At 58.3% G+C, this 25,589-nt stretch carries 22 protein-coding genes; 6 read left to right on the top strand and 16 right to left on the bottom strand.

Going from position 1 to position 25,589, the window contains the following annotated elements:
• Positions 1 to 44: 44 nt before the first annotated feature.
• Positions 45 to 1,181: an elongation factor P maturation arginine rhamnosyltransferase EarP gene (gene earP, locus KBY02_RS04825; protein ID WP_024660909.1), complete on the bottom strand. Its 1,137-nt coding sequence runs from the start codon at positions 1,179 to 1,181 to the stop codon at positions 45 to 47.
• A 158-nt stretch (positions 1,182 to 1,339) separates the two neighbouring features.
• Between earP and KBY02_RS04820 the strand changes: the two genes are divergently transcribed.
• The 3 genes from KBY02_RS04820 (at position 1,340) to KBY02_RS04810 (ending at position 2,554) form a co-directional block, all read left to right on the top strand.
• A complete protein-coding gene (locus KBY02_RS04820; protein ID WP_011268555.1) occupies positions 1,340 to 1,738 on the top strand; it encodes a hypothetical protein in 399 nt (132 codons plus the stop codon).
• Between the two features lie 3 nt (positions 1,739 to 1,741).
• On the top strand, positions 1,742 to 2,224 hold the full coding sequence (locus tag KBY02_RS04815) for an elongation factor GreAB (RefSeq protein WP_003404212.1): 483 nt from the start codon (positions 1,742 to 1,744) through the stop codon (positions 2,222 to 2,224).
• Between the two features lie 123 nt (positions 2,225 to 2,347).
• Positions 2,348 to 2,554 carry a hypothetical protein gene (locus tag KBY02_RS04810; RefSeq protein ID WP_002554553.1) on the top strand — a complete coding sequence of 69 codons (207 nt, stop codon included), beginning with the start codon at positions 2,348 to 2,350 and terminating at the stop codon, positions 2,552 to 2,554.
• 72 nt (positions 2,555 to 2,626) lie between these two features.
• Here KBY02_RS04810 and KBY02_RS04805 read toward each other — a convergent pair whose 3' ends face one another.
• A complete protein-coding gene (locus KBY02_RS04805) occupies positions 2,627 to 3,904 on the bottom strand; it encodes an aromatic amino acid transport family protein (RefSeq protein ID WP_011268556.1) in 1,278 nt (425 codons plus the stop codon).
• A gap of 364 nt (positions 3,905 to 4,268) precedes the next feature.
• On the opposite strand from KBY02_RS04805, the gene KBY02_RS04800 reads away from it, so the two are divergent.
• Both KBY02_RS04800 and KBY02_RS04795 read left to right on the top strand, forming a co-directional pair.
• Positions 4,269 to 5,060 carry a TlpA disulfide reductase family protein gene (locus KBY02_RS04800; protein WP_024660910.1) on the top strand — a complete coding sequence of 264 codons (792 nt, stop codon included), beginning with the start codon at positions 4,269 to 4,271 and terminating at the stop codon, positions 5,058 to 5,060.
• Between the two features lie 119 nt (positions 5,061 to 5,179).
• Positions 5,180 to 5,749, top strand: a complete 570-nt coding sequence (locus tag KBY02_RS04795; protein ID WP_225649929.1) for a TetR/AcrR family transcriptional regulator — start codon at positions 5,180 to 5,182, stop codon at positions 5,747 to 5,749.
• 102 nt (positions 5,750 to 5,851) lie between these two features.
• Here the strand turns inward: KBY02_RS04795 and KBY02_RS04790 are convergent, their stop codons facing one another.
• From KBY02_RS04790 to mtnA, 14 genes are all read right to left on the bottom strand, one after another.
• Positions 5,852 to 6,214 (bottom strand): ComEA family DNA-binding protein, encoded by a 363-nt coding sequence (locus tag KBY02_RS04790; RefSeq protein WP_024638889.1) that lies wholly within the window; start codon positions 6,212 to 6,214, stop codon positions 5,852 to 5,854.
• Positions 6,215 to 6,373: 159 nt separating this feature from the next.
• A complete protein-coding gene (locus KBY02_RS04785; protein WP_003404223.1) occupies positions 6,374 to 8,368 on the bottom strand; it encodes a polysaccharide biosynthesis protein in 1,995 nt (664 codons plus the stop codon).
• A gap of 104 nt (positions 8,369 to 8,472) precedes the next feature.
• Positions 8,473 to 9,483 carry an MraY family glycosyltransferase gene (locus KBY02_RS04780; RefSeq protein WP_032653381.1) on the bottom strand — a complete coding sequence of 337 codons (1,011 nt, stop codon included), beginning with the start codon at positions 9,481 to 9,483 and terminating at the stop codon, positions 8,473 to 8,475.
• On the bottom strand, positions 9,476 to 10,456 hold the full coding sequence (locus KBY02_RS04775; RefSeq protein ID WP_054092573.1) for a UDP-glucose 4-epimerase family protein: 981 nt from the start codon (positions 10,454 to 10,456) through the stop codon (positions 9,476 to 9,478). The genes KBY02_RS04780 and KBY02_RS04775 overlap by 8 nt, the downstream gene beginning before the upstream one ends.
• Before the next feature lie 199 nt (positions 10,457 to 10,655).
• Positions 10,656 to 12,098 carry an MBL fold metallo-hydrolase RNA specificity domain-containing protein gene (locus tag KBY02_RS04770; protein ID WP_003404229.1) on the bottom strand — a complete coding sequence of 481 codons (1,443 nt, stop codon included), beginning with the start codon at positions 12,096 to 12,098 and terminating at the stop codon, positions 10,656 to 10,658.
• A 415-nt stretch (positions 12,099 to 12,513) separates the two neighbouring features.
• Positions 12,514 to 12,756 carry a lipopolysaccharide assembly protein LapA domain-containing protein gene (locus KBY02_RS04765; RefSeq protein WP_003404230.1) on the bottom strand — a complete coding sequence of 81 codons (243 nt, stop codon included), beginning with the start codon at positions 12,754 to 12,756 and terminating at the stop codon, positions 12,514 to 12,516.
• Between the two features lie 24 nt (positions 12,757 to 12,780).
• Positions 12,781 to 13,077 carry an integration host factor subunit beta gene (ihfB, locus tag KBY02_RS04760; protein ID WP_002554561.1) on the bottom strand — a complete coding sequence of 99 codons (297 nt, stop codon included), beginning with the start codon at positions 13,075 to 13,077 and terminating at the stop codon, positions 12,781 to 12,783.
• A 320-nt stretch (positions 13,078 to 13,397) separates the two neighbouring features.
• Positions 13,398 to 15,089 carry a 30S ribosomal protein S1 gene (rpsA, locus tag KBY02_RS04755; RefSeq protein ID WP_002554562.1) on the bottom strand — a complete coding sequence of 564 codons (1,692 nt, stop codon included), beginning with the start codon at positions 15,087 to 15,089 and terminating at the stop codon, positions 13,398 to 13,400.
• A gap of 121 nt (positions 15,090 to 15,210) precedes the next feature.
• A complete protein-coding gene (cmk, locus tag KBY02_RS04750; RefSeq protein WP_002554563.1) occupies positions 15,211 to 15,900 on the bottom strand; it encodes a (d)CMP kinase in 690 nt (229 codons plus the stop codon).
• On the bottom strand, positions 15,897 to 17,501 hold the full coding sequence (locus tag KBY02_RS04745; protein WP_225649921.1) for a prephenate dehydrogenase/arogenate dehydrogenase family protein: 1,605 nt from the start codon (positions 17,499 to 17,501) through the stop codon (positions 15,897 to 15,899). The genes cmk and KBY02_RS04745 overlap by 4 nt, the downstream gene beginning before the upstream one ends.
• A gap of 57 nt (positions 17,502 to 17,558) precedes the next feature.
• Positions 17,559 to 18,653: a prephenate dehydratase gene (gene pheA, locus KBY02_RS04740; protein WP_003404232.1), complete on the bottom strand. Its 1,095-nt coding sequence runs from the start codon at positions 18,651 to 18,653 to the stop codon at positions 17,559 to 17,561.
• Positions 18,653 to 19,738 carry a 3-phosphoserine/phosphohydroxythreonine transaminase gene (gene serC / locus KBY02_RS04735; RefSeq protein ID WP_024638884.1) on the bottom strand — a complete coding sequence of 362 codons (1,086 nt, stop codon included), beginning with the start codon at positions 19,736 to 19,738 and terminating at the stop codon, positions 18,653 to 18,655. Before serC ends, pheA begins: the two co-directional genes overlap by 1 nt.
• A 204-nt stretch (positions 19,739 to 19,942) precedes the next feature.
• On the bottom strand, positions 19,943 to 22,720 hold the full coding sequence (gene gyrA, locus KBY02_RS04730; protein WP_003314654.1) for a DNA gyrase subunit A: 2,778 nt from the start codon (positions 22,718 to 22,720) through the stop codon (positions 19,943 to 19,945).
• Between the two features lie 304 nt (positions 22,721 to 23,024).
• A complete protein-coding gene (gene mtnA / locus KBY02_RS04725; protein ID WP_003404235.1) occupies positions 23,025 to 24,101 on the bottom strand; it encodes an S-methyl-5-thioribose-1-phosphate isomerase in 1,077 nt (358 codons plus the stop codon).
• Positions 24,102 to 24,221: 120 nt separating this feature from the next.
• Here mtnA and KBY02_RS04720 point away from each other — a divergent pair, with 120 nt between their 5' ends.
• Positions 24,222 to 25,553, top strand: a complete 1,332-nt coding sequence (locus KBY02_RS04720; protein ID WP_058398567.1) for a TRZ/ATZ family hydrolase — start codon at positions 24,222 to 24,224, stop codon at positions 25,551 to 25,553.
• The last annotated feature ends 36 nt before the right edge of the window (positions 25,554 to 25,589 follow it).

Here is a 25,589-nt window from a genome sequence, read left to right as displayed (position 1 = left end):
TGCGCAGGCCTTTTTCGTACAGAGCCTTGTATCAAGGCCGCGTATCATAGCGAATTTACATAAAACTGCACCAGCGCCGTGGCAAGATCAGTCTGTGCGGCTTGTTGCTGGCACCAGCGTTCGGCATTGCGCTCGATCTGCGGCCAGTGTTCTGCCAGCGCCGTCCAGCATTCGCCAAGCTCGCCGCCGACATTCCAGCGCTGCCAGAACTGATTCACCGCCTGCGCGGCGGCCGGAGAAAGACCCGCGAGATAGAGCGTTAAAAACGCATCGAGCTTGGGCAGATGCGCGTCGTCTTCCTGCTGGTAGATGTGCCAGAGCATGGGCCGCCCCGACCACTGCGCACGCACGAACGAGTCCTCGCCGCGCACGATATTGAAATCGCAGCTCCAGAGCAGCTGGTCGTAAAGCTCCTGACGGATGAACGGCAGGACCTGAACCGTCAGCCCGCCGCTGACCTGAGTGAACCCGGCGCGCAGCGGATCGTCGACACCCAGCCAGCGCTGCAGGTCGCCGAGGATGCGTCCCTCCGGCACTAGAAGATGCGTCGGCCGGCTGTCGCTGGCCAGGGCATCGAGCCACCTGCCGAGCGCGGGATTTTCATAGGCAAATACCGAGATCAGACGCGCACCGGCCAACGCGTCGATACCCAATCCGCTCAGGAACGCTTGCCTTGCCGCGCTGTTTTGCTGAAACGCCTGGCGCTGTTCGATCAGGTTTTTTTCGCGCAACAGGCCACCGGTGGCCTCGGAAAAACCCGGAAAGAAAAAGAACTTCTTCAAACCGTTCGATTGTGGCGAAGGCAGGCCGTGGCAGCCAGACACCCAGTCCTCGGCGCTGAGGTAATCCAGATTCAGCCACAACGGCCTTGGCGAACGCTGCAGCATCGATTCGGTGTAGCGCGTCGGCAGGCGGCAGGCGAACGCTTCGATGACCACATCAGGAATATCGGTGTTCACCCATTCGCTCGGCCACTGGCAAACGCTCACGCCCTCTTGCCATTGTTGCCGGGCCTGGAGATCGGCACCGGGGCACAAGCGAACGAAGGCCGACAGGTCATCGATCCATAAACGCACCTGCAGGCCATGCTCGGCGACCAGCTGGCGCGCCAGACGCCAGGTCACGCCCGCATCACCGTAGTTGTCGACTACGCTGCAAAAAATATCCCACGAGGCTTTCATCCTGGCTCCCTGAGGCTGGATGGCAAAAACGCTGATTGTCGTTCACAAAGGTCTGTTGTCACCAGCCTGATGCTGCCGGGCAAACATGCAGCACCGTTTCCATGCCTGACCATCAGGCATGGCACAATCACATCTGTTGGCCTGCAAGGAGTTCAGCCATGTCATTCCCTACCCGCCGTCGCGACCTGTACGTGTCGTTGAAATTGATCGTGTGCATTGCGCTGGGCATCTGGCTGGGCGCCCTGGCGGTGTTTCTGACCGCCCTGCTCTATTACAAAAGCCTGCCACCGGCCCAGACCCAGGCGCTGGAAAACGCCGCCGCACAGCTGACCGCCCCGCCTGCGCAAAAAGCCGCCTCCCCGTCTGCGCTGGAGACCGAGATGTTTCGCAAATATGAGCAAAGCCTGCGTGAAAGCGAGGCCCGTCAGGCACGCGAGCAGGCTCAGGAGCAACAACAGCGCACCTTCAACCGCTCGAAATGTGATTTCTGGATACAGCAGGATCGCACCGCGCCGAGCGAAAAAAGCCGTGCCAGCATCAATCAGTACTGCGGATAAACCATGAACAAACAGGATGTACTGCAACGGATCATCGACAAGCTGAACATCGATCTGGATATCGCCGAACGAGCGGCGCAAACCGCCTACGAAACGGCTACCCACGAAGAGAACATCGCTGAGAACAAGTACGACACGCTAGGACTGGAGGCGTCTTATCTGGCAGCTGGCCAGGCACGCCGCGTCGAGGAGATTCGTCAGTCGCTGACGCTTTATCGGAAATGGTCGCTCAAGCCATTCGATGAATCGCGCGGTATTCAGACCGGTGATCTGGTGGTTGTCGAAGATGCGAGCGGGCAGACGCACTATCTGTTCCTCGGCCCCGATGCTGCCGGCCTGAAGGTCAGTGCAGGGGATCATCTGGTCACCGTCATTACCGCCAGAGCCCCGCTCGGGCAGAACCTGCTGGGCAAATTCGAAGACGATGCTGTACAGATTGTCATCAACGGCAGCGGACAATCCTACGAGATAACGCAAACGTTGTGACACACCCGGCATCTGCAGGGTTGATCGCATCAAGTTTTTGTGGGTAAGGTGAACCGTCGCCATCACCACCGCAACCGGGGCAACATCAAAGCAAACAAGGACTAAAACCCAAGGAGATTTTTCATGACGAACGTCATCGCATTCCCTGACGCCCATGAACGTGATCGCCTGAAGTCCAGCCAAGATCCGGCGTTGAGATACTTGAACAAGAAAGAACGACAACTGATCGACCAACTGCGTTCGACCAGCCATGCGGGACGGCAGTACGTTTACGACTATGCGAGCATCATGCACTTGTCCAGGCCGTTGTATCCCGAGCCAGTGGACTGATCACGATCGCATGACCTCCTCGCAGTCTGCGCCGCTGGATTGGCGCAGACTGCGAGGTTTCGCTTGCCGGCTTCAGCGGATCAGCGAAAAGATCAATGCTGAAATTGCCACCACACCGGCGGCAACCACAAAGTAGTTGGACCACGCGCCAGCGTATTTACGCATGGCTGGTACCTTGTGGATGGCGTACATCGGCATCAGGAACAGCAAAGCCGAAATCACCGGCCCGCCCAGGGTTTCGATCATGCCCAGGATGCTCGGGTTGAGCGTTGCCACCAGCCAGCACACCACCAGCATGAACGCCGCGGTCATGCGGTCCAGGGCCTTGGGTGCAGGACGACGACCCGCCTTCAGAACCAGGCCTTTCAAACCCTCGCTCGCACCGATGTAGTGGCCAAGAAACGATTTGGAAATAGCCACGAACGCGATCAGTGGCGCGACAAAGGCGATGGTCGGGTTGTTGAAGTGGTTGGCCAGGTAAGACAGGATCGAGATGTTCTGCGCCTTGGCCTCGGCCAGTTGGGCAGGCGACAGGGTCAACACGCAACTGAACACGAAGAACAGCACCATCACGACCATCAGACCGTGGGCGCGGGCCAGAATCTGCGAACTGCGCACCTCGGCGTTTTCGCCATACTGACGCTTCTGATCGACGGCAAAGGCCGAGATGATCGGTGTGTGGTTGAAAGAGAACACCATCACCGGAATGGCCAGCCACAACGTGGGTATGAACGCCGATAGCTCAGGGAACGTGGTAGCGGTGCTCAGAATGCCGCCGGTCCAGTGCGGGATGAGGAATATTGCCAGAAACAACAGCGCGACGATGAACGGATAAACCATCAGGCTCATGGCCTTGACGATGAACCGCTCGCCACAACGCACCACGGCCAGCAGCCCCATGATCAGCACAAACGCCAGTGCGGCGCGCGGCGGTGGCGTGATGTGCAACTGGTGCTCAAGAAAACTGCCGACGGTGTTGGTGAGGGCCACGCTGTAGATCAGCAGGATCGGGAAAATTGCGAAGAAATACAGCAAGGTGATCATCGCACCGGCACTCTTGCCGAAATGCTCTTCGACCACATCGGTGATGTCGGCACCTTCACGCCCTGAGAGCACGAAGCGCGTCAACCCACGGTGGGCGTAGAAGGTCATGGGAAACGCCAGCAGTGCCAGCGCCATCAATGGCCAGAAACCACCGATACCCGCGTTGATTGGCAAAAACAGGGTACCCGCACCGATGGCGGTACCGAACAATCCGAGCATCCAGGTGGTGTCATTACGATTCCATGACGCGATGCTCTCGGGAGCTACATCCAGACGTTCTACGACGCCATTAGCCTGATCATTCATCCGGTCGACTCTCCGTGGCCGGTTTATCAAAAAGGGAAACGCGTCGAAAAAACCGGCAGTTCAGCGCCCCCCTCGAAAACAGCGGGCGAGATTCTCCGGGATTGTCGGCAGAAGTCAAAGGCTTGTAGGACAATAGTTTCTGCAGCGCATGCTGGCATTCGAGCGCACGCCCTTTATACAAAGGGCTGGAGGACGGTCGACCTCTTGTCGAGGAATTAGTGTTTCAACAGCTTACGGGCTCAATCCAGCCGCCCACGCGGCCTAACATCCGGGAACAGTTCTGCATTTTTCCTGGAGGGGCAGCAGCGATACCATGCCGCCCCTGTGCAGTACGCCCGGCAAAAAACCTTCAAGGACCAAAACGATGTTGAGCATCAACGCCGGGCCGTTCGCCCTCGCGATATCCCACCTGTTGTTGTTGGGCGCCTTGATAACGGCCACCTTGGTAGAAGCACGGCTTGTCCGGCATACCCTGTCCAGAAAGACCGCGGTATTCGGACTCTTCATTCTGGGTATCGCTACTGCACGTATCGCATTCGTCCTGACCTATTTCCCGCAGTACAGCGAAGCCCCCTGGAAGACACTGGACATCCGTGACGGCGGCTTTCTGGTCTGGGCCGGGGTTATCTGCGCCCTGCTGGGCGGCCTGATCATCGGCTGGCGCCGCCCCGAACAGCGTCGCGCCCTGACATTCGGATTCAGCATCGGACTGGCGATCTGGGTATCAGGCGGGTTTATTCTGGACCATTATCAAAAGGGCAATTCACTGCCTGATACAACCCTTCGGACGCTGACTGGCGAGCCGGTCAGGGTCTCCGACTACCGGGGCAAACCAGTGGTCATCAACCTGTGGGCCACCTGGTGCCCTCCGTGTCGCCGCGAAATGCCAGTGCTGCGCGATATGCAACGGGAACGCAAGGACATTACATTTTTGTTCGTCAATCAGGCCGAAAGCGCCGGGGAAGTCAGCGACTACCTGTCGAAACAGCAACTGGTGCTGAGCAACAGCTTTCTGGATCCGGACGGCGAGTTCGCCCGACAGGTGGGTTCGGCGGCGCTGCCCACCACTCTCTTCTATTCGCCGGATGGGCGCCTGATCGGCAGTCATCTGGGCGAATTGTCCAGCGCCAGCCTCACTCATTATCTGGATAAATAGTCAGGTATTCACCTGCCTGATTGAGATGAAGTTGTCATTGCGAGCGAAAGCCTGCTGCATCGTTTCACCTATCCATGTATAAATGCGCTTACACATTGGCCCTCTCGGAGACTCAGCGCATGCGTTACGCGCTTGATCATAAGGCCCAAACGCACCAACGCATTGTCAAGGAAGCGTCCATGCGCTTCCGTCGTGACGGCATTGGTGCTACGGGCTTGCAACCTTTGATGAAGGCACTTGGCTTGACCCATGGCGGGTTCTACGCGCATTTCAAATCCAAGGATGATCTTGTTGAACAGGCATTGAGTCACGCCCTCGACAATGTAAAAGGAATCACCAGCGACGTGTTCGCCAGACAGGACTCGCTTAGTGAATTCATTGATCTCTACCTATCGATAGCCAGCCGCGATGCGGAAGACGGCGGGTGTCCATTACCGACTATGTGCCTGGAACTGGGCCAGCGAGATCAGCCCAGCATGACGACGGATAAAATCATCCTTCACCTGCTGGAGAAGTTCGACAAGCCCCTGGCGGAGAATGGACTGGAGTCCAAAAGCCTGCCGGTGCTGTCCGCACTGGTGGGTGGTCTGGCACTCGCACGCAGCGCTTTTGACAAGGAGCTGTCACAGCGCATTCTGGACACGACCCGCGAATATCTCAAAAAGGAGATAAAAAAGAGCACCAACTGACCCTCTGGAACAGATACTTTCCCGGGAAGCTTCCCGGCGAGAGTTTATAAACACACAGGCCGATCATTGATCGGCCTGTGTGTTTAACGGATGAAACGCTGATCAGTCGATTGCAAGCTTTTCGCGATTCCTCTCCAGAATGGCCTTGCCGATTCCCTTTACCTCGATCAGTTCATCAATCGACGTAAAATCGCCGTTGGCTTCCCGGTAAGCCACAATGGCATCAGCCTTGTTCTTGCCGATTCCCGCCAGTTCTTTCTGCAGTGTCTGCGCATCGGCAGTATTGAGATTGACCCTGTCCTTGCGTTGCTCATGCGCCATAGCGGGCGCTGTGCCTTCCAGCATCGGCGAATGGGATACCGCGGGCTCTGACATGGCGGGCTGAGACGCAGGGGCGGCGTTGACCGCAACCGAGGCACTGGTGAGCAAGGCAAAGATCAAGGCACTGAAGATAGGGGTTCGCATAGATAAAGCTCCATAGCAGTTCAAGGCAGCATTCCACATGCTGTGCCTGAAACTTAGACCAGCGTCCCCCCTTGGAAAAGCAGTCGAGCGTTGCTGCCTGTTGCCGGATCGTTCAACGTATTTCCGCCTCTGCCCGGCACCCCGACAGCACGGATGAAATCACGTTTCGCCGCTGCGTTCCTGATACATCCAGTCAACGATTTCACCCTCTGGCGTATATCCGTTTACCGTTTCACGCAGCAACTGACGCACGCTGGTGTAATCGTCGCGGTCGACCGCATCCAGCAGTTTTGTCAGGCGGCCTTTCAATACATCCCACGGCAGGCAATCTTCGTTTGCACTCATGATCATCGGGTGCTCGGTGGCAACCACGTTGTCGCCGATCAACAGCTCTTCATAGAGTTTTTCGCCAGGACGCAGCCCGGTGAACTCGATGGAAATATCACCGTGTGGGTTTTTCTCCGAGCGAATGGCCAGACCGGACAGGTGGATCATCTTCTCGGCCAGTTCGACAATCTTGACCGGCTCACCCATATCGAGAACGAAAACGTCGCCGCCATGCCCCATGGAGCCCGCCTGAATGACCAACTGAGCGGCTTCGGGGATGGTCATGAAATAGCGGGTGATCTTGGGATGCGTCACCGTCAGCGGCCCGCCTGACTGGATCTGCTTGTGGAACAGCGGAATCACCGAACCGGACGAGCCCAGCACGTTGCCGAAGCGAACCATGGTAAAGCGGGTCTTGTTGACCTGATAGACATTGGCCTTGTCACCGAAGATCACTGGCGCGGTTTCGCGGCTCAGTGCCTGCAATATCAATTCGGCGAGGCGTTTGGTGCTGCCCATCACATTGGTCGGGCGGACCGCCTTGTCTGTAGAGATCAGGACAAAGTTGGACACCCCTGCCTGCAACGCGGCCTGGGCGGTATTGAGCGTACCCACGACATTGTTGATGACGCCTTCGGCAATATTGTGCTCGACCATCGGCACATGCTTGTAGGCCGCAGCGTGATAGACCGTGTCGACTTTCCAGGTTTTCATGATCGACAGCAGTTTGGGGTGGTTGCGCACCGAACCGAGTATGGGCAGCAATTTAACCGAGAGTGACTCGCGAGCCGAGCGCTGTTCAAGCTCGGAGAGAATGCTGTAGAGATTGAACTCGCTATGGTCCAGCAACAGTAACTGGGTAGGTTTCAGCAGCAGTATCTGTCGGCACAGTTCAGAACCGATCGAGCCGCCTGCGCCGGTCACCAGCACCGTTTTGCCCTTGATGCAGTGCTCAAGCAGGTTATCGCGGGCCGGGACTGCATCGCGCCCCAGAAGGTCTGCGATGTCGACTTCCTGAAGGTCGTCGACCTTGACCCTGCCAGCGGCCAGGTCCATGAAACCCGGAACGCTTCGTACGTGCAGCGGAAAGCCTTCCAGAAAACCGAGGATTTCCCGACGTCGCCCACGCGACGATGACGGGATTGCCAACAGGATTTCCTGAGCCCCCGTGGAATCTATCATTCGCTGGATGTTTCGCGGTTTGTAGACCTGAAGGCCGGAAATGACCCGGTTGGAAATCGACTCATCATCATCGATGAACGCCACCGGATGCATCAGACGCCCCATGCGCAATGCAGCGACCAACTGGTTTCCCGCAGCACCAGCGCCGTAAATGGCGACCTTTTGCAAACCGTTGTCGCTCTTGGCGAAGGGCACGTGCTGCGCTGCAGCGAACCAGTCGCCGAGAAAGTACTGCCGCATGGCCAGTCGCAGACCGCCAATCATGACCATGCTCAGCCACCAGTAATTGAAGATCACCGAGCGCGGGACCAATTGCTGGTGATTACTGTAAACGTAAACCATGCAACCAAGGATCAACGACGACATCGTGACGGCCTTGATGATGGCAATCAGCGCATCATTGCCGAAATAGCGCATCACTGCACGGTACATGCCGAACCGGATGAACAGCGGGATAGCCGCAACAGGCGCACTGATGAACAGCCAGGTGTGCTTCTCGAGAGGATTGATCAGCTCATCGATACCCAGTCGTACGACAAACGCCATCCACAGAGCCAGCCAGACCAGAATAACGTCGGCAGCAACCTGAATTATTCGTTTTTTGCGGCGTGGTAGAGCCAGTAACCTGGCCCGCAACCTGCTCATCAATTTTTTTATGCTCCGTTATGCTACCGGTTGCAACATGACCTGAAATCGGTATCAGTGAAACAGCTACGTGTCTGAGACAACCAGAAAAACACTTCGTTACCTTATTCTGCCTTGCCGGCGTGGAACTTCAACGCCAGTAGAATCAGCGGGCTGTAGGCAACTACCGCCCATATAAGCCCTTCTCCATCGCCCAGCGCAACCCATAGTGCAATGGGCAGCAACCAGACAAGATTGATCAGCCCCACTGCAAGCGTAACCGGCACATGCCTGCCGTAATGACGCGACGCAAACTGATACGCGTGGCTGCGATGCGCCTCGTAGAGCCTTTCTCTGCGTAACAGGCGCCGCACAAGGGTTACGGTCGCGTCGACGATGAACACTCCAAGCAGAATCAACCAGGACCAGAATAACTGAGGTGAGGCCCAGGAACCCTGAATGGATAGCACACCGAGCGCTATGCCGAGGAAACCGCTGCCCGCATCGCCCATGAATATCTTCGCCGGAGGGAAGTTCCAGTAGAGGAATCCCGCCGCGGCAGCGCCCAGCATGAGTACCTCCCAGGACAGTCCGGCGTGGCCGCTCAACGCATAGATAATGCTCATGCCCAGACATACCGTGACCGCCTCGATACCGGCGATACCGTCTATTCCGTCCATGAAGTTGTATAGGTTGAGCATCCACACCAGATAGAACGCCGCGAGCACCTGCCAGAGCGGCCCTGTGTCGAACGTCCAGCCCATGAACTCAAGCGGAGCGAGCCCGCCCAGCCAGAACAAGGCCCAGGCAGCCGCAGCAAAGTGTCCCAGCAGGCGCCATCGTGCGGCGATATGCCCGTGATCGTCCATGAAACCGATCACAGCCACCAGGCCTCCCGAGCCAACGATTGCGACAAGCGCAGAGGGCGGCAGATGACCGGCCCACCCCAGGACAGCCATCGCCATGATGAAAGTGATGACGATGGCAACGCCGCCGCCTCTGGGCGTGGGCATGGAATGCGAACTTCGGGCGTTTGGAATGTCGATCAGACTTTTGGCAAGCGCATACTTGCGCAGCAACGCCGTTAGAATCAGAGACAGAAAGGCAATAGCGATTACCGACAGCCACTCAATCATGCTTGTCGTGTTCCAGATAATATCGAGCAGTGTCCTGCATGGCGTGTTCAATACTCACAGGTGGATGCCAATCCAGCATCGTACAGGTTTTACTGATATCGACCTGCAGCGAGTTGCACAGCCGTTGTGAAAAAGCTTTCTTGCCCAACAGTGCTGCAGCCGCTTTCAACAGCGAGGCCGGCACCGGCAGCAGCCGGGCAGGTTTGCCCAAGGCCTTGCCCATTTCGCGCAGCAGCCTGGACGTCGACAGATCGTCCCCGTCACTGACCAGAAACGTCTGGTCAGCCGCAGCAGGATGATCGACACAGACCGTCACCAGATCTGCCAGATTATCCACCGCCACCAGGCTTCTGCGATTATCGATGGACCCGAGCGGCAACGGCAGCCCCTTGTCCAGCCAGCGCATCATGCTTCTGAAATTAGCCTTGACCCCCGGACCGTAGACCAGCACCGGTCGAATGATCACCACCTGCATACCGGTGCGGGCAGACAACTCGCGCAAGCCCTCCTCAGCCCTGTGTTTTGACACGCCGTAGGCATCCAGCGGAGTGCACGGGTCGCTGGCCGTGAATGGCGCACCCGCAAGCGTAGACTCGCCATTGGCCTTGATGGAACTGATAAAGATGAAGCGCTTGACGCCTGCCGCTGCGGCCTGCTCGGCCAGATTCAGCGTTGCGGTGACATTGGCGCGAAAGTACTCCTGATCCGGTGCGTCGGCGGTCTCATTGAGCACATGAACTCGCGCAGCACAATGAATCACCACATCCACGCCGGTTACAAAGCTTGCCCATTGATTATCCGGTGCCAGTGATTGTGCACTGACCACATCGATGCGCGGGCTGGAAACGACATAAGCGCCCCGGACTGCAACCCTCACAGAACAGCCTGTGCGCTCGATCAGCCGACGAACCACGGCACTGCCCACGAAACCTGTCGCACCTGTTATTGCAACCAATGCAACATCACCGCTCATGCAAACACGTCCTTCCAAATCGGCCAAATATTGCTCAAGTAACGCTTTTTGACAACTGAAATATCGTTAATCCATTTTATAACTTTCATGATGACGCTCAACGTGCACCAGGAACAATTCACAATAATCAGGCCCGGGCACTCACTTGCAAACATTCGATTATCGCGTCAGCCGACAACTAAGGTGCTCATCGTGCTTTTCAAGGGATGAGCAGTTCCAACGGGCGTTTTTCGAGCGAGTACTTACGACTCAGAATATTACCCAGCACCTTTTTCGCCGCCGCCTCGCCATGCACCAAGCGAATCTGCGTCGGCCACTCTTTCATCCCCGTGACGAACTCGACCAGTTCGACCTGATCGGCGTGGGCAGAATAGCCTTTTGCGGTATGGACCCCCGCTTTTATATCAAAGCGCTCGCGATCCAGCTCTACATAGCCACCCGACGGGCCGTGCAACTGAATGGCCTCGCCCGGTGTTCCCTTGCCCTGATAGCCGACAAATACCACGTTATGTCGCGTGTCGCCGAGCATGGCTTTCAGGTAATTGACGATTCTGCCTCCGGCACACATACCGTTACCGGCAATCACGATGGCCGGACGCGCCGTGCTGGCCAGGTAGTTGACCGTGCGCAGGTGCTCCTCATGAGTATCGACGGTAACCAGTTGTTCGAAACCCAACGGCTTTCTGCCGACGTCGAGCCTTAGCCGGGCATCCTCATCCCAATAGTCTTCGAACGACTGATAGACCCTGGTAAAACGACTCGCCAGAGGCGAATCAAGGATGATCGGCAACCTCGACCAGTCTGCGCACGGTACGTCACCATCATTCAGGTGCTCACTGTTCCCGGCGCAATGATCCAACGGCATCTTGTGTCGCAGTATGTCTTCCAGCTCGTAGAGCAATTCCTGGGTTCGGCCGATGCTGAACGCTGGTATCAGGACGGTGCCGTTATCCTCCAGCGCCTTGTCTATGATGCGCTCCAGCCCTTGCTGACGAATGCTGCGATCTTCGTGAATACGATTGCCATAGGTGCTTTCCAGGACCAGCACATCCGCGCGCTCGGGCGGCTTCGGCGCAGGCAGAAACGGTGTATGGCTTGCCCCCAGGTCACCGGAAAATACCACCCGCACAGAACGCCCTTGTGCAGGGTATTGAAGATCACACTCTATATAGGCCGAACCCAGTATGTGTCCGGCACGCTGCAAGCGGACCCGGCAATGCAGGGATTCGTTGTCGACCAGACTGAACCATTCATTGAATGGCAAAGCGATGATTCTCTTGTTGATGACGTCCAGGTAGCGCGCGACTTGCCCGGGGTCGTGTGCAAATTCAATTTTCAGGAGATCTTCCATGACCAGTGGCAACAGATGGGCACTGGGCTCACTGCACAGTATCGGCCCCTTGTAACCGGATGCCAGCAACTCGGGAATACGCCCGACATGGTCATTGTGTACGTGGCTGATCAACAGCGCCCTGATAGCCTCGGGATCGAATCCGAATGAAGCCGTCCCGGACCGCCTGCCGCGCTCCTGCACCGACCCACAGTCAATCAGCAGGCTGCTCGATGCATTCATGTGCAGTTGATGACACGAGCCCGTTACTGTATCGACAGCGCCGTGATGAATGATTTGCGGGTAGGACATGCAGTCACCTTTTCTTGCCAGCCTGCTCTGACTATGCGGAACATCCGGTAGCAGGTCTGAACATTAAGTTTCGGCGCATTCTGCACTTGAACGATTCATTTTCAAGCCTTGACACAAGGCGGTCAGGGCAGCAGTAAACGACGCTGAAAATGAATATAACCCGCACCCCCTTTAAAATGGGTGCGCGAATTAAAAAAGCGAATATTCCTACACGGCGAAGTAACTACTCTTCATATAAGCGAAGAATAAACCGACAGAATTATAAGGCTATTTTTTCGAAAAAAATCGTTTGAAGACACAACGAAGCGCGCCAACTCAGCGGCAGCGCATGTTGCTTCATGAACAAAAGGGAGTAAAAGACGCGCGCTATCGTGTCGCCAGATCGATCTCCGACGACGAATATCATCAACGCTGCTCAGACAGAGCGAGGGGAAGGTGTGCGCTTTTTACGAAGGCTGGCTATCCACGCCAGTACCGGGCCGATGACCATGCCCACGAGCAAGGCAAGGACAACAGGCAATGCCAGAGGAAGCTGAGGCGCCGACCAACCGAAAAACGTCACGGCGACAGACTGCCGATTTTCAAGTACAAACACGGTCGTTGCCAAAACAACGAGCAACACGGCGACGATCAAAATGACTCGTTTGAAGATACGCATCTGGTGATCCTGTGGTGAATGGCTTTAAAAGCCCTCTTCTTCATCCTCGTTGACCCGATCCCGCAGCTCTTTGCCCGGCTTGAAATGCGGGACAAACTTGCCATCGAGACTGACCGACTGACCGGTCTTCGGGTTGCGCCCTACCCGCGGTGCGCGGTAATGCAGCGAGAAGCTGCCAAAGCCCCGAATCTCGATTCGGTCTCCGGTTGCCAGGCACTGGGACATTTGTTCAAGCATGGTCTTGATGGCCAGCTCGACATCCTTGGATGAGAGCAGCCCTTGATGGGTGACAATTCGTTCGATCAACTCCGACTTCGTCATATTTTTCCCTTCTTTTTCAAGCAGCTAGATCAGCGCTTGGAAGGTTTTAGCATGACCGGATGAATTTGAACAGCCCATCTATTGACTTATGTTCAACACCGTCTAACCAGGCATGAACAGATTACAGCGACATGACAGGAGAGCGGTACCGGAAGGGAGCTGGAGCAATAGACGAATAAGACGGCCTGAGAGGCCACTGGAGACGTTTAGTGGCTCGGACTGTGCGTGAGAGCAAGCAAGAAGCATCCGAACCCGTAGGGCCTGAACGGCATAAACAAAAAAGGACGACCGAAGTCGTCCTTTTTTTGGTCAAGTAGAACTTAGTTCTGTTTTTCCATTTGCGCGCGCAGCAGGTCACCAATAGTGGTAGGACCAGTGCTTTCAGCGACTTCAGGCTTGCTACGCAGGCTCTGGATCGCTTCTTTCTCGTCTTCAACGTCTTTCGACTTGATGGACAAGCTGATTACGCGGCTCTTGCGGTCAACGCTGATGATCTTGGCTTCGATCTCTTCCCCTTCCTTCAGAACGTTACGCGCGTCTTCAACGCGGTCACGGCTGATTTCGGAAGCCTTGAGGGTCGCTTCGATGTCGTCGGCCAGAGTGATGATGGCGCCTTTGGCGTCAACTTCTTTAACGATACCGCGAACGATGGCGCCCTTGTCATTGACAGTGACGTACTCGGAGAACGGATCGCTTTCCAGCTGCTTGATACCCAGCGAGATGCGCTCACGCTCAGGATCAACCGACAGGATCACAGTGTCGAGCTCGTCGCCTTTCTTGAAGCGACGTACGGCTTCTTCGCCCACTTCGTTCCAGGAGATGTCGGACAGGTGAACCAGACCGTCGATGCCGCCGTCCAGACCAATGAAGATACCGAAATCGGTGATCGACTTGATGGTGCCGGAGATTTTATCGCCCTTGTTGAACTGGCCAGAGAAATCTTCCCATGGGTTGGATTTGCACTGTTTGATGCCGAGGGAGATACGACGACGCTCTTCGTCGATGTCCAGAACCATGACTTCCACTTCGTCGCCAACCTGAACGACTTTCGAAGGGTGGATGTTCTTGTTGGTCCAGTCCATTTCGGAAACGTGTACCAGGCCTTCCACGCCTTCTTCCAGCTCTGCGAAGCAGCCGTAGTCGGTCAGGTTGGTCACACGCGCGGTAACGCGGGTGCTTTCCGGGTAGCGAGCCTTGATAGCAACCCATGGGTCTTCACCCAGTTGCTTCAGACCCAGGGAAACACGATTGCGCTCACGATCGTACTTCAGGACCTTGACATCGATCTCGTCGCCAACGTTGACGATTTCCGATGGATGCTTGATACGCTTCCAGGCCATGTCGGTAATGTGCAGCAGGCCATCGACGCCACCCAGATCGACGAATGCGCCGTAATCGGTGAGGTTCTTGACGATACCCTTGACTTGCTGACCTTCCTGCAGGGACTCGAGCAGAGCTTCGCGCTCGGCACTGTTCTCGGCTTCCAGGACACTGCGACGGGAAACGACAACGTTGTTGCGCTTCTGGTCCAGCTTGATGACCTTGAACTCGAGCTCTTTGCCTTCCAGGTGAGTCGTGTCACGCACAGGGCGGACGTCAACCAGAGAACCAGGCAGGAACGCACGGATGCCGTTAACGTCGACAGTGAAGCCGCCTTTAACCTTACCGTTGATAACGCCCTTGACCACTTCTTCAGCTGCGAAAGCCGCTTCCAGAACGATCCAGCACTCGGCACGCTTGGCTTTTTCGCGGGACAGCTTGGTTTCGCCAAAGCCATCTTCGACCGCGTCCAGCGCAACGTGAACTTCATCACCGATCTTGATGGTCAGCTCGCCAGCGTCGTTGTGGAACTGTTCCAGCGGGATGAGGCCTTCAGATTTCAGACCGGCGTGAACCGTAACCCAACCTGCCTGGTAGTCGATATCAACGATGATTGCGGTGATGATCGAACCGGCCTGAAGGTTGAGGGTCTTTAGGCTTTCTTCAAAAAGTTCTGCAAAGCTTTCGCTCATTTTAATTCCTGTTGATCAAGGGCGAAGGATACGCCCATCTGCCACGCTCCAGACAACGTGGGTTTCGTTCAAGTAAAAGAAAGCCTGCGGGACTATGACTGGTCTCCCACACGCCTCTTCGTCATCCGGCAATACCGCGAAGCGCGATTTCACTCAGAATGCGTTCCAGCACCTGTTCGATGGACAATTCAGTGGAATCCAGCTGTATGGCGTCGTGCGCCGGCTTCAACGGTGCTACCGCTCGCTGGGTGTCACGCTCGTCGCGTGCACATATCTCATCTAGCAGACTCGACAGACTAACATCATCGCCCTTGGCCTTCAACTGTAAGTAACGTCGACGCGCACGCTCCTCGGCACTGGCGGTGAGGAATATCTTCAGCGGTGCATCCGGGAAGACCACGGTGCCCATGTCTCGACCGTCCGCGACCAGGCCCGGCTCTTCCTGAAACGCGCGCTGGCGCAACAGCAACGCATCGCGCACCGCCGGCAGCGAGGCCACCTGCGATGCGCCGCTGCCGACCTGTTCGTTGCGAATGGCGTGGGTGACGTCCTCGCCTTCCAGAATGATGCGCTGCCCCTGCCCTGCCGCAGTCGCCTCGAACTGAACATCCAGATGAGCGGCCAGGAGCTTGAGCGCTTCTTCATTGGTCAGGTCGACACCGTGATTGCGCGCCGCGAAAGCCAGCAGGCGATACAACGCGCCGGAGTCAAGCAGGCACCAGCCGAGCTTTCTGGCCAGCAACCCGGCGACCGTGCCCTTTCCGGAACCGCTGGGTCCGTCGATGGTAATAACAGGAGCTTTGATTTTCACTTTTTGTCCTCTTGCGCTACACGCATGCCAACTTGAGCGCACAGCGCCAGAAAATGGGGAAACAATGCGGCGGCATCCGCGCACGCCTGAATACGGATGGGCGCCGAAGCCCTCAACGATGCAACGCGAAACGCCATGACGATACGCTGATCACCGCGAGCATCAACCTCGCCGCCACCCGGCACACCGCCTTCGATAATGATGCCATCCAGCACGGATTCGACCTCGATGCCGACAGCCAGCAAACCGTCAGCCATCAGCCTGACGCACTCTGCCTCATCGGCTTGCAGGGCCTGCGCGCCGCGCAGAATGGTACGCCCTTCTGCGCAGGCTGCGGCAACAAGAAGCACCGGAAATGCATTCAGCGCCAGAGACACCAGCGCTTCGGGGATGTCAGCGCCTTTGAGCCGGGCCGAGCGAACGTGCAGGTCAGCGACCGTTTCATCCGCCAGCTTGCGGACGTTCTGCAGCACGATATCGCCGCCCATCAGGCGCAAGATATCGATCGCCCCCTCGCACGAGGAACTGACGGAAACGTCCTCCAGCAGCAGGTCACAGCCTTCACTGATCGACGTCGCGACCATGAACAGCACCGCCGACGTCACATCCACCGGCCCTTTGATGCGATGACTGACACCCTCCGCAGCCCCGCCGTGAATCGCACGAGGCTCGCCAGCTGAGCTATCGACACGGGCACGGCTGGCGAGGATTCTGCCAAAGTGCTCTCTCGCTGCGCGCGCGCGGGTAAATACGTCCATCAACTGCGCGCCGTCACCGGCATCCACTGCGTCGCGCAAGGCGTCGAGATCGGTGCGAAAGCTGTCCAGAGTGCGCAGTACAGCATCACGGTTGGCCATGAAAATGTCATGCCACATGGTCGGATCGCTGCCTGCGATGCGCGTGAAATCACGAAACCCGCCTGCGGCATACCTGAATATGTCCAGGTTTTCGTTGCGCTTGGCCAGCGAATCGACCAGACCGAATGCCAACAGGTGCGGCAGATGGCTGGTGGCAGCCAGCACCTCATCGTGGCGCTCGACCTGCATGCGCTCTACGTCAGCCCCCAGGGCAGACCACAACTGGTCGACAATCGCCACCGCATGAGGATCGGTTTCAGCCAGCGGCGTGAGAATGACCTTATGGCGACGAAACAGCGCCGCATTGGACGCCTCGACGCCGCTCTGCTCGGAACCGGCAATCGGATGGCCGGGCACGAAGCGCGACGGCATGTGCCCGAACGCCTGACGTGCAGCCCTCACCACATTGCCTTTGGCGCTGCCGACATCGGTCAGGATTGCCTGCCCCAGATCGATAGGCGCCAGCAGCGCAAGCAGCTTTTCCATGGCCAGTATCGGCACTGCCAGCTGAATCACGTCAGCGCCACGGCAGGCTACAGCAAGATCGGCCTCACAACGGTCCACGACCCCCAGCTCGACCGCAAGCCGTCGCGACTGTGGATCAAGATCGACACCGACCACCTCGCGACACAGCCCGCTTTCGCGTACGCCCTTGGCAAAGGAACCGCCAATCAGCCCAAGCCCGACGACCACCAGTCGACCGATCAGCGGCCGTACTGAATGTTCTGCAATCACATCAACCACGCGAACATACCTGACAGCCCGGCAAGGTAAAAAACAAATGCATCATGGAGCGCGCCCTCAGAGAACCGCCTTCGGGTAAGAACCCAACACCTTCAAGGCCACCGCCTCACTGCTGATTTGCTCCAGCACGGCCTTGACCAGCGGATCCTTGTGATGCCCGACGAAGTCGATGAAGAACACGTAGGTCCACTTGCCACTGCGCGAAGGACGGGTCTCGATCCGTGTCAGGTCCAGGCCATTCTCGTGGAACGGCACCAGCAGCTCGTGCAGCGCGCCCGGCTTGTTGCTCATCGACACAATGATCGAGGTCTTGTCATCCCCGGTCGGCGGGACTTCCTGATTGCCGATAATGAGAAAGCGCGTGGAATTGTCCGGACGATCTTCGATCTTTTCCGCCAGCCGGGTCAGGCCATACAGACCTGCCGCCATATCGCCGGCGATGGCCGCCGAGTTCCACTCGCCCTTGACCCGTTTGGCAGCCTCGGCGTTGCTGGCAACGGCGACGCGCTCGACATTCGGGTAATGGGCATCCAGCCATTTACGGCACTGGGCCAGTGACTGAGCATGGGAATAGATGCGCGTGATGCTTTCGGTCTTGGTGCTTTCGCCCACCAGCAGATGGTGGTGAATGCGCAGTTCGACTTCGCCGCAGATCACCATGTCGTGCTCAAGAAAGCTGTCGAGGGTGTGATTGACCGCGCCCTCGGTGGAGTTTTCCACCGGAACCACGCCGAAATTCACGGCACCGGCGACCACTTCGCGAAACACTTCGTCAATTGCGGCCATCGGCAGACTGATGACTGCGTGCCCGAAATGCTTCATCGCGGCGGCCTGGGTGAACGTCCCCTCAGGGCCAAGATAGGCGACCTTGAGCGGCTGTTCCAGCGCCAGGCAGGAAGACATGATTTCGCGGAACAGACGCGCCATTTCTTCGTTGCTCAACGGTCCGCGATTGCGTTCCATGACTCGCCTGAGCACCGCAGCTTCTCGCTCCGGACGATAGAATACAGGCACCTCGCCTTCAGCCAGCGAGGACATCTTGACCCTGGCCACTTCCTGGGCACAGCGGGCACGCTCGCTGATCAGTTCCAGAACCTTCTCATCGAGGCTGTCGATACGGACGCGAAGCGCCTTGAGTTCTTGCTCGGACATCAGCCGTGCTCCTTCTCGAAGTCTTTCATGTAGGCCACCAGCGCATTGATGGCGTTGATATCGATCGCGTTGTAGATGGATGCACGCATGCCGCCTACCGAACGATGGCCCTTGAGGTTGAGCAGGCCGTTTGCATCGGCACCGGCCAGGAACGACTTGTCGAGACGATCGTCAGCCAGACGGAACGGGACGTTCATCCACGAACGATCAGGCTTGTTGATCGGGTTGCTGTACAGCTCGCTGGCGTCGATGAAGTCATACAGCGTGCGCTGCTTGATTTCGTTGCGCTTGCCGATCGCTTCGACACCGCCCTGCTCTTTCAGCCATTCGAAGACCAGCCCGGACAGATACCAGGCCAGGGTCGGCGGCGTGTTGTACATCGAACCATTGTCGGCCGCGACCTTGTAGTCGAGCATGGTCGGGCACAGCGAGCGAGCGCGGCCCAGCAGGTCTTCGCGAATGATCACCACCACGATACCGCTGGGGCCGATGTTCTTCTGGGCGCCGGCGTAAATCATGCCGAAACGCGAGATATCCAGCGGACGCGAGAGGATGTCCGAAGACATGTCGGCCACCAGGGGCACGTCGCCGGTTTCCGGAATCCAGTTGAATTCCAGGCCGCCAATGGTTTCGTTCGGCGCGTAGTGGACGTAGGCAGCGTCCTTGGACAGCTTCCACTCGTTCTGGCCGGGAATGGCGAAGTAATCGTAGGCCTTGGCGCTGGCCGCGACGTTGATTGCGCCGTAGCGCGAAGCCTCGTCGATAGCCTTCTGCGACCAGATGCCGGTGTCGATGTAATCGGCCTTGCCATTTTCAGGCAGCAGGTTCAGCGCAATCTGGGCGAACTGCTGGCTGGCACCGCCTTGCAGGAACAACACTTTGTAATTCGAAGGAATGGACAGCAGATCACGCAGATCCTGCTCGGCCTTGGTGGCAATGGAGACGAACTCATCACTGCGGTGGCTCATTTCCATGACGGAAAGGCCTTTGCCATGCCAGTCGAGGAGTTCCGCCTGGGCACGCAGCAGAACAGCTTCAGGAAGCGCAGCAGGACCTGCGCAGAAGTTAAAGGCTCGCTTGCTCATATCCACTCTCGTCAAATACGTTGGGTCTGTACGCGCTTGTTTCTGGTTACTTGCCACGAGCAGACAGACGCCGCAGCGACTGGCAGCTCCTTGCGGGAATCTTGATCCGGCCGCCGGGCTGGCCGAATGCCGCAAGGGCTGGACTTGCCTGGAATGCAGATGCATGCACAGACGAGCCAGCCCTTACCTGATTTACGTTAGCGCTTAGTTCTGTGGTTCGTCTTCGTCTGACGCAGCATCCGCCTGCAGGTCTTCACCGGCATCGTCCACTTCAGCGGCATCGACGATCACGCCGTCGACAAGCTCACCCTCAAGCTCTTCGCCTTCGACTTCCGACGGCTCCTGAACACGCTCCAGACCAACCAGCTTCTCGTCGCTGGCCAGCTTGATCAGGGTAACGCCCTGGGTGTTACGACCCAGACTGGACACTTCACCAACGCGGGTACGAACCAGCGTGCCCTGGTCGGAAATCAGCATGATTTCTTCGCCATCAAGCACCTGAACCGCGCCGACCAGACGGCCGTTACGCTCGTTGCTGACCATGGCGATAACACCCTGACCACCACGCTTGTACTCGGGGAACTCGGAAATCGCCGTACGCTTGCCGTAGCCGCGCTCGGAAGCGGTCAGAATCTGGCTGCCTTCTTCCGGGATCAGCATCGAAATCAGCTTTTGCCCTTCCGGCAGACGCATACCGCGAACACCGCGGGCGGTACGGCCCATGGCGCGGACGTCGGATTCCTTGAAGCGGGTCACCTTGCCGCCGTCGGAGAACAGCATGATTTCCTGCTCGCCATCGGTAATGGCTGCGGAGATCAGGATGTCGCCCTCGTCCAGCTCAAGGGCGATGAGGCCCGAGCTGCGCTGACGGCTGAATGCGACCAGCGGGGTCTTCTTGACAGTACCGTTGGCGGTGGACATGAAGATGAACGGCGCCTTCTTCTTGTCGGCAGCCTTGATACGGGCCTTGCGCTCTTCTTCGGTCTCGCTGCTGTTTTCCGCGTCGTCCAGCTCGCCTTCCAGGGCCTCGCCTTCTTCATCGGCACGCTTGCGCATGGCTTCGAGGTCGACCGGCAGCATGGTGGTGATGTATTCGCCATCGCTCAACGGCAACAGGTTGACCAGCGGACGACCACGAGCAGCGCGGGACGCTTCCGGAATCTCGTAGGTCTTGAGCCAGTAGACCTTGCCCTTGCTGGAGAACATCAGCAGCGTGGTGTGGCTGTTGGCGACCAGCAGGTGAGCGATGTAGTCCTCATCCTTGATGCCGGTGGCCGACTTGCCCTTGCCGCCGCGGCGCTGAGCCTGATAGACCGCCAAAGGCTGAGTCTTGGCATAACCGCCGTGGGAAATGGTGACCACACGCTCTTCTTCGGTGATCAGGTCACCCAGCGTCAGGTCCAGGCGCGCATCGAGAATTTCGGTGCGACGGGCATCGCCGTATTCGGAGCGGATCAGTTCCAGTTCTTCGCGGATCACTTCCATCAGGCGCGTTGCGCTGTTGAGGATGCGGATCAGCTCGCCGATCTGGTTGAGGATTTCCTGGTACTCGCCCAGCAGCTTCTCGTGCTCCAGACCGGTCAGGCGGTGCAGACGCAATTCCAGAATGGCCTGAGCCTGTTCCGGCGACAGGAAATATTTGCCTTCACGCAGACCGTATTGCGGATCGAGGTTCTCGGGGCGGCACGAATCGGCACCGGCACGCTCGACCATCTCGACCACTGCGCTCGACTCCCAAGGCGTCTTGATCAGCGCTTCCTTGGCTTCGGCAGGTGTCGGAGAGGCCTTGATGAGGGCGATGACCGGGTCGATGTTGGACAGCGCAACAGCCTGACCCTCAAGGATATGGCCACGCTCGCGCGCCTTGCGCAGTTCGAACACGGTACGGCGGGTCACCACTTCGCGGCGATGACGAACGAAGGCTTCCAGCAGGTCCTTGAGGTTCAGGATGCGCGGACGACCGTCGATCAGGGCAACGATGTTGATACCGAAAACGCTTTGCAGCTGGGTCTGGGCATAAAGGTTGTTGAGGATAACCTCAGGCACTTCGCCACGACGCAGCTCGATGACCACGCGCATACCGTCCTTGTCGGACTCGTCGCGCAGCTCGGTGATGCCTTCGAGTTTCTTTTCCTTGACCAGCTCGGCGATCTTCTCGATCAGACGTGCCTTGTTCAGCTGGTAAGGCAACTCGGTGATGACGATCTGCTGGCGACCGCCAACCTTGTCGATGTCTTCGACGATGGAGCGGGCACGCATGTAAATGCGTCCGCGGCCCGTGCGATAGGCTTCGATGATGCCGGCGCGACCGTTGATGATTGCCGCAGTCGGGAAATCCGGGCCGGGGATGTATTGCATCAACTCGTCGACCGTCAACTCGGGGTTGTCGATCAGCGCCAGGCAACCGTCGATGACTTCACCGAGGTTGTGCGGCGGAATGTTGGTCGCCATGCCCACGGCGATACCGCTGGAACCGTTGACCAGCAGATTGGGAATACGGGTCGGCATGACCGCCGGGATCATCTCGGTGCCGTCGTAGTTCGGCACCCAGTCCACGGTTTCCTTGTGCAGGTCGGCCAGCAGCTCGTGCGCCAGCTTGGTCATGCGCACTTCGGTGTATCGCATGGCGGCGGCGTTGTCGCCGTCGACCGAACCGAAGTTGCCCTGACCGTCTACCAGCAGGTAGCGCAGCGAGAATGGCTGAGCCATACGAACGATGGTGTCGTACACGGCGGTGTCGCCGTGCGGGTGATACTTACCGATCACGTCACCAACCACACGGGCGGATTTCTTGTACGGCTTGTTCCAGTCGTTACCCAGCTCGCTCATTGCGAACAACACGCGCCGGTGCACGGGCTTCAAGCCGTCGCGTGCATCGGGCAGTGCGCGACCGACGATTACGCTCATCGCGTAGTCGAGGTAGGACTGCTTCAGCTCGTCTTCGATATTGACCGGGAGGATTTCTTTGGCCAGTTCGCCCATGAGAAGCCTGATTCCTTTTTCTGGTGAAACCTCGCAAACCCATTCGGGGTATACGAAGCTCGCCGCTGCCAGCATGTGCGGGGCAGCGACTTACGACAAATCAACGAGTTATGCCATGAATCTACGCAGCGTGGGCGACCACAATCAGTGTCCCCGATAACCGCCGGATATTACCACAATCGCCGAGGCGCTCACATCCTTTGCAGGCGCTGAAAGCGAGCCGCAGACGCATAACACGCCTGAGAAACGCTTACAGGCCCGTCCAGCCGCATTGCACAACGGCGAAGGGTCGGGCCTGTCAGCCTCAGTGAAGGTGTTTACGGCTCATCAATTGAGCCATGCGCGCGGTATCGGGACGCTCGACAATGCCCTTTTCAGTCACGATGGCGTCGATCAGGTCTGCCGGCGTCACATCGAACACCGGGTTGAAAGCCTCGACCTCGGCGCCGACTCGCTGACCGCCTACTTCAAGCAGTTCGCGACCGTCACGCTCTTCGATGACGATGTCGTCGCCACTGGCCATTTCCATGTCGATGGTCGAACTCGGCGCGACCACCATGAAGCGCACCCCGTGGTGCATGGCGGCAACGGCGAGCTGATAGGTACCGATCTTGTTCGCCACATCACCGTTGGCGGTGATGCGGTCGGCACCGACGATGACCCAGGTGATGCCCTTGGTACGCATCAGGTGCGCCGCGGCGGAATCTGCGTTCAGGGTCACCGGGATGCCCTCGTTGGCCAGCTCCCAGGCGGTCAGACGCGAGCCCTGCAGCCAAGGCCGGGTTTCGTCGGCGTAGACCCGCTCGATCATGCCTTCCAGATGCGCCGCGCGAATCACCCCCAGCGCCGTGCCAAAGCCCCCAGTGGCCAGCGCCCCGGTATTGCAGTGGGTGAGCACCGTCTGCAGATTGCCCTGGTGCTTGCGGATCAGGTCGGCGCCCAGCTGCGCCATGGTCAGATTGGCCTCGCGGTCGCTCAGGTGAATCGCCACGGCTTCGGCCTCGAGGGCTGCCAGTGGGTCATCGCCATCCTTGACGCGCATCAGCCGATCACGCATCCGGTTAAGCGCCCAGAACAGGTTCACTGCAGTCGGGCGCGAATCGGCCAGCAACTGCATGTCCTCTTCCAGCGCCGGATACCAGTCTGCACCCTGCGCGATACGCGCACGTGCGGCCAGCACAGCACCATAAGCGGCACTGATGCCGATAGCCGGCGCCCCGCGCACGACCATCGTGCGAATCGCTTCGGCGACTCCCTCGGCGGTGGTATAGCGGTGCCAGACTTCCTCGAACGGCAGTACCCGCTGGTCCAGCAGGTACAGAGCGTCGTCCCGCCAATCGATGGCCTTAACTTTCTCCGCAGCCAACAGTCGATCGCGCATCGCCAACTCCATCTTGAACATCCGAAACCCAGCATCAAAAGCCGCTGATTATAGCGAGCCGCCTGCGAAGACGCTCGGGTATACTTCGTCATCAACGTAATAAACGATGGAAACCTTCTCATGCCGAACGCTACAGCACCGCTCGACCTTTTGCTCCTGCCCGCCTGGCTGGTGCCGGTCGAGCCCGCAGGCGTCGTGCTCAAGGACCACGGCATCGGCATTCGCGATGGCTGTATCGTCTATATCGGTCCCCGTGCCGAAGCGCTGCGGCAGAACGCCGTGCAGGTGCAGGAACTGCCCGGCATGCTGCTCAGCCCCGGCCTGATCAACGCCCACGGCCATGCGGCGATGACCCTGTTTCGCGGGCTGGCCGACGATCTGCCGCTGATGACCTGGCTGCAGGACCACATCTGGCCTGCCGAAGGCAAGTGGGTCGATGAAGACTTCGTGCGTGACGGCACCGATCTGGCCATCGCCGAGCAGCTCAAGGGCGGCATCACATGTTTTTCCGACATGTATTTCTACCCCAAGGTGGCCGCCGAACGCGTCCATGCCAGCGGCATGCGCGCGCAGATCACCGTCCCGGTGCTGGATTTTCCGATCCCAGGTGCCCACACCACGGCTGAAGCCCTGCACAACGGCATCGAACTGTTCAACGACCTCGCTCACCATCCTCGCATCAAGATCGCCTTCGGCCCGCATGCGCCCTATACCGTGAGCGATGAGAACCTGGAGAAGGTCCGGGTGATCGCCGACGAACTGGACGCCACGATCCAGATGCACGTGCACGAGACCGCATTTGAAGTCGAGCAGGCTGTCGAGCAGCGCCGGGAGCGCCCCCTCGCCCGCCTCAACCGGCTGGGCATGCTCGGGCCGCGCTTCCAGGCCGTGCACATGACGCAGATCAGCGACGACGATCTGGCCCTGCTGGTGGGAAGCAACACCAACGTCATTCATTGCCCGGAATCCAATCTCAAGCTGGCCAGCGGTTTCTGCCCGGTCGAACGACTGTGGCAGGCGGGTGTGAACGTTGCGGTGGGCACCGACGGTGCCGCCAGCAACAATGACCTGGACCTGCTCGGCGAAACCCGCACCGCCGCCTTGCTGGCCAAGGCTGTCGCCGGCTCGGCCACGGCGCTGGATGCACACCGCGCGCTGCGCATGGCAACGCTCAATGGCGCTCGCGCCCTGGGTATTCAGGCCGAGACCGGCTCGCTGGAGATCGGCAAGGCGGCGGACATGGTCGCTTTCGACCTGTCGGGCCTGGCCCAGCAACCGATTTACGACCCGGTGTCGCAGCTTATATATGCCACTGGCCGCGATTGCGTGAGTCATGTCTGGGTGGCCGGCAAGCAATTGCTCGACGCTCGCCGGCTGACCCGCATGGATGAGCCCGCACTGCGCGACACCGCGATTGCGTGGGGCCAGCGTATTTCCGGTAAAGCCGAATAATTCGATTCGGACCGAACACATGTCAGTCAGGCTTAT

Origin of the sequence: Pseudomonas sp. P129, from assembly GCF_020312195.1 — a bacterium.
GTDB classification, from domain to species: domain Bacteria; phylum Pseudomonadota; class Gammaproteobacteria; order Pseudomonadales; family Pseudomonadaceae; genus Aquipseudomonas; species Aquipseudomonas fragariae.
This window is presented reverse-complemented; position numbering and strand designations above follow the sequence as displayed.

What these genes read in the sequence shown, in the direction of transcription:
- serC (WP_024638884.1), bottom strand. Translation starts at nt 19,738, where the DNA reads ATGAGCAAGCGAGCCTTTAACTTCTGCGCAGGTCCTGCTGCGCTTCCT.
- KBY02_RS04770 (WP_003404229.1), bottom strand. Translation starts at nt 12,098, where the DNA reads ATGTCCTACCCGCAAATCATTCATCACGGCGCTGTCGATACAGTAACG.
- gyrA (WP_003314654.1), bottom strand. Translation starts at nt 22,720, where the DNA reads ATGGGCGAACTGGCCAAAGAAATCCTCCCGGTCAATATCGAAGACGAG.
- earP (WP_024660909.1), bottom strand. Translation starts at nt 1,181, where the DNA reads ATGAAAGCCTCGTGGGATATTTTTTGCAGCGTAGTCGACAACTACGGT.
- KBY02_RS04785 (WP_003404223.1), bottom strand. Translation starts at nt 8,368, where the DNA reads ATGAGCAGGTTGCGGGCCAGGTTACTGGCTCTACCACGCCGCAAAAAA.
- KBY02_RS04780 (WP_032653381.1), bottom strand. Translation starts at nt 9,483, where the DNA reads ATGATTGAGTGGCTGTCGGTAATCGCTATTGCCTTTCTGTCTCTGATT.
- KBY02_RS04820 (WP_011268555.1), top strand. Translation starts at nt 1,340, where the DNA reads ATGTCATTCCCTACCCGCCGTCGCGACCTGTACGTGTCGTTGAAATTG.
- KBY02_RS04775 (WP_054092573.1), bottom strand. Translation starts at nt 10,456, where the DNA reads ATGAGCGGTGATGTTGCATTGGTTGCAATAACAGGTGCGACAGGTTTC.
- rpsA (WP_002554562.1), bottom strand. Translation starts at nt 15,089, where the DNA reads ATGAGCGAAAGCTTTGCAGAACTTTTTGAAGAAAGCCTAAAGACCCTC.
- KBY02_RS04790 (WP_024638889.1), bottom strand. Translation starts at nt 6,214, where the DNA reads ATGCGAACCCCTATCTTCAGTGCCTTGATCTTTGCCTTGCTCACCAGT.
- KBY02_RS04810 (WP_002554553.1), top strand. Translation starts at nt 2,348, where the DNA reads ATGACGAACGTCATCGCATTCCCTGACGCCCATGAACGTGATCGCCTG.
- KBY02_RS04795 (WP_225649929.1), top strand. Translation starts at nt 5,180, where the DNA reads ATGCGTTACGCGCTTGATCATAAGGCCCAAACGCACCAACGCATTGTC.
- ihfB (WP_002554561.1), bottom strand. Translation starts at nt 13,077, where the DNA reads ATGACGAAGTCGGAGTTGATCGAACGAATTGTCACCCATCAAGGGCTG.
- KBY02_RS04805 (WP_011268556.1), bottom strand. Translation starts at nt 3,904, where the DNA reads ATGAATGATCAGGCTAATGGCGTCGTAGAACGTCTGGATGTAGCTCCC.
- KBY02_RS04800 (WP_024660910.1), top strand. Translation starts at nt 4,269, where the DNA reads ATGTTGAGCATCAACGCCGGGCCGTTCGCCCTCGCGATATCCCACCTG.
- mtnA (WP_003404235.1), bottom strand. Translation starts at nt 24,101, where the DNA reads ATGCGCGATCGACTGTTGGCTGCGGAGAAAGTTAAGGCCATCGATTGG.
- KBY02_RS04720 (WP_058398567.1), top strand. Translation starts at nt 24,222, where the DNA reads ATGCCGAACGCTACAGCACCGCTCGACCTTTTGCTCCTGCCCGCCTGG.
- KBY02_RS04765 (WP_003404230.1), bottom strand. Translation starts at nt 12,756, where the DNA reads ATGCGTATCTTCAAACGAGTCATTTTGATCGTCGCCGTGTTGCTCGTT.
- pheA (WP_003404232.1), bottom strand. Translation starts at nt 18,653, where the DNA reads ATGTCCGAGCAAGAACTCAAGGCGCTTCGCGTCCGTATCGACAGCCTC.
- KBY02_RS04815 (WP_003404212.1), top strand. Translation starts at nt 1,742, where the DNA reads ATGAACAAACAGGATGTACTGCAACGGATCATCGACAAGCTGAACATC.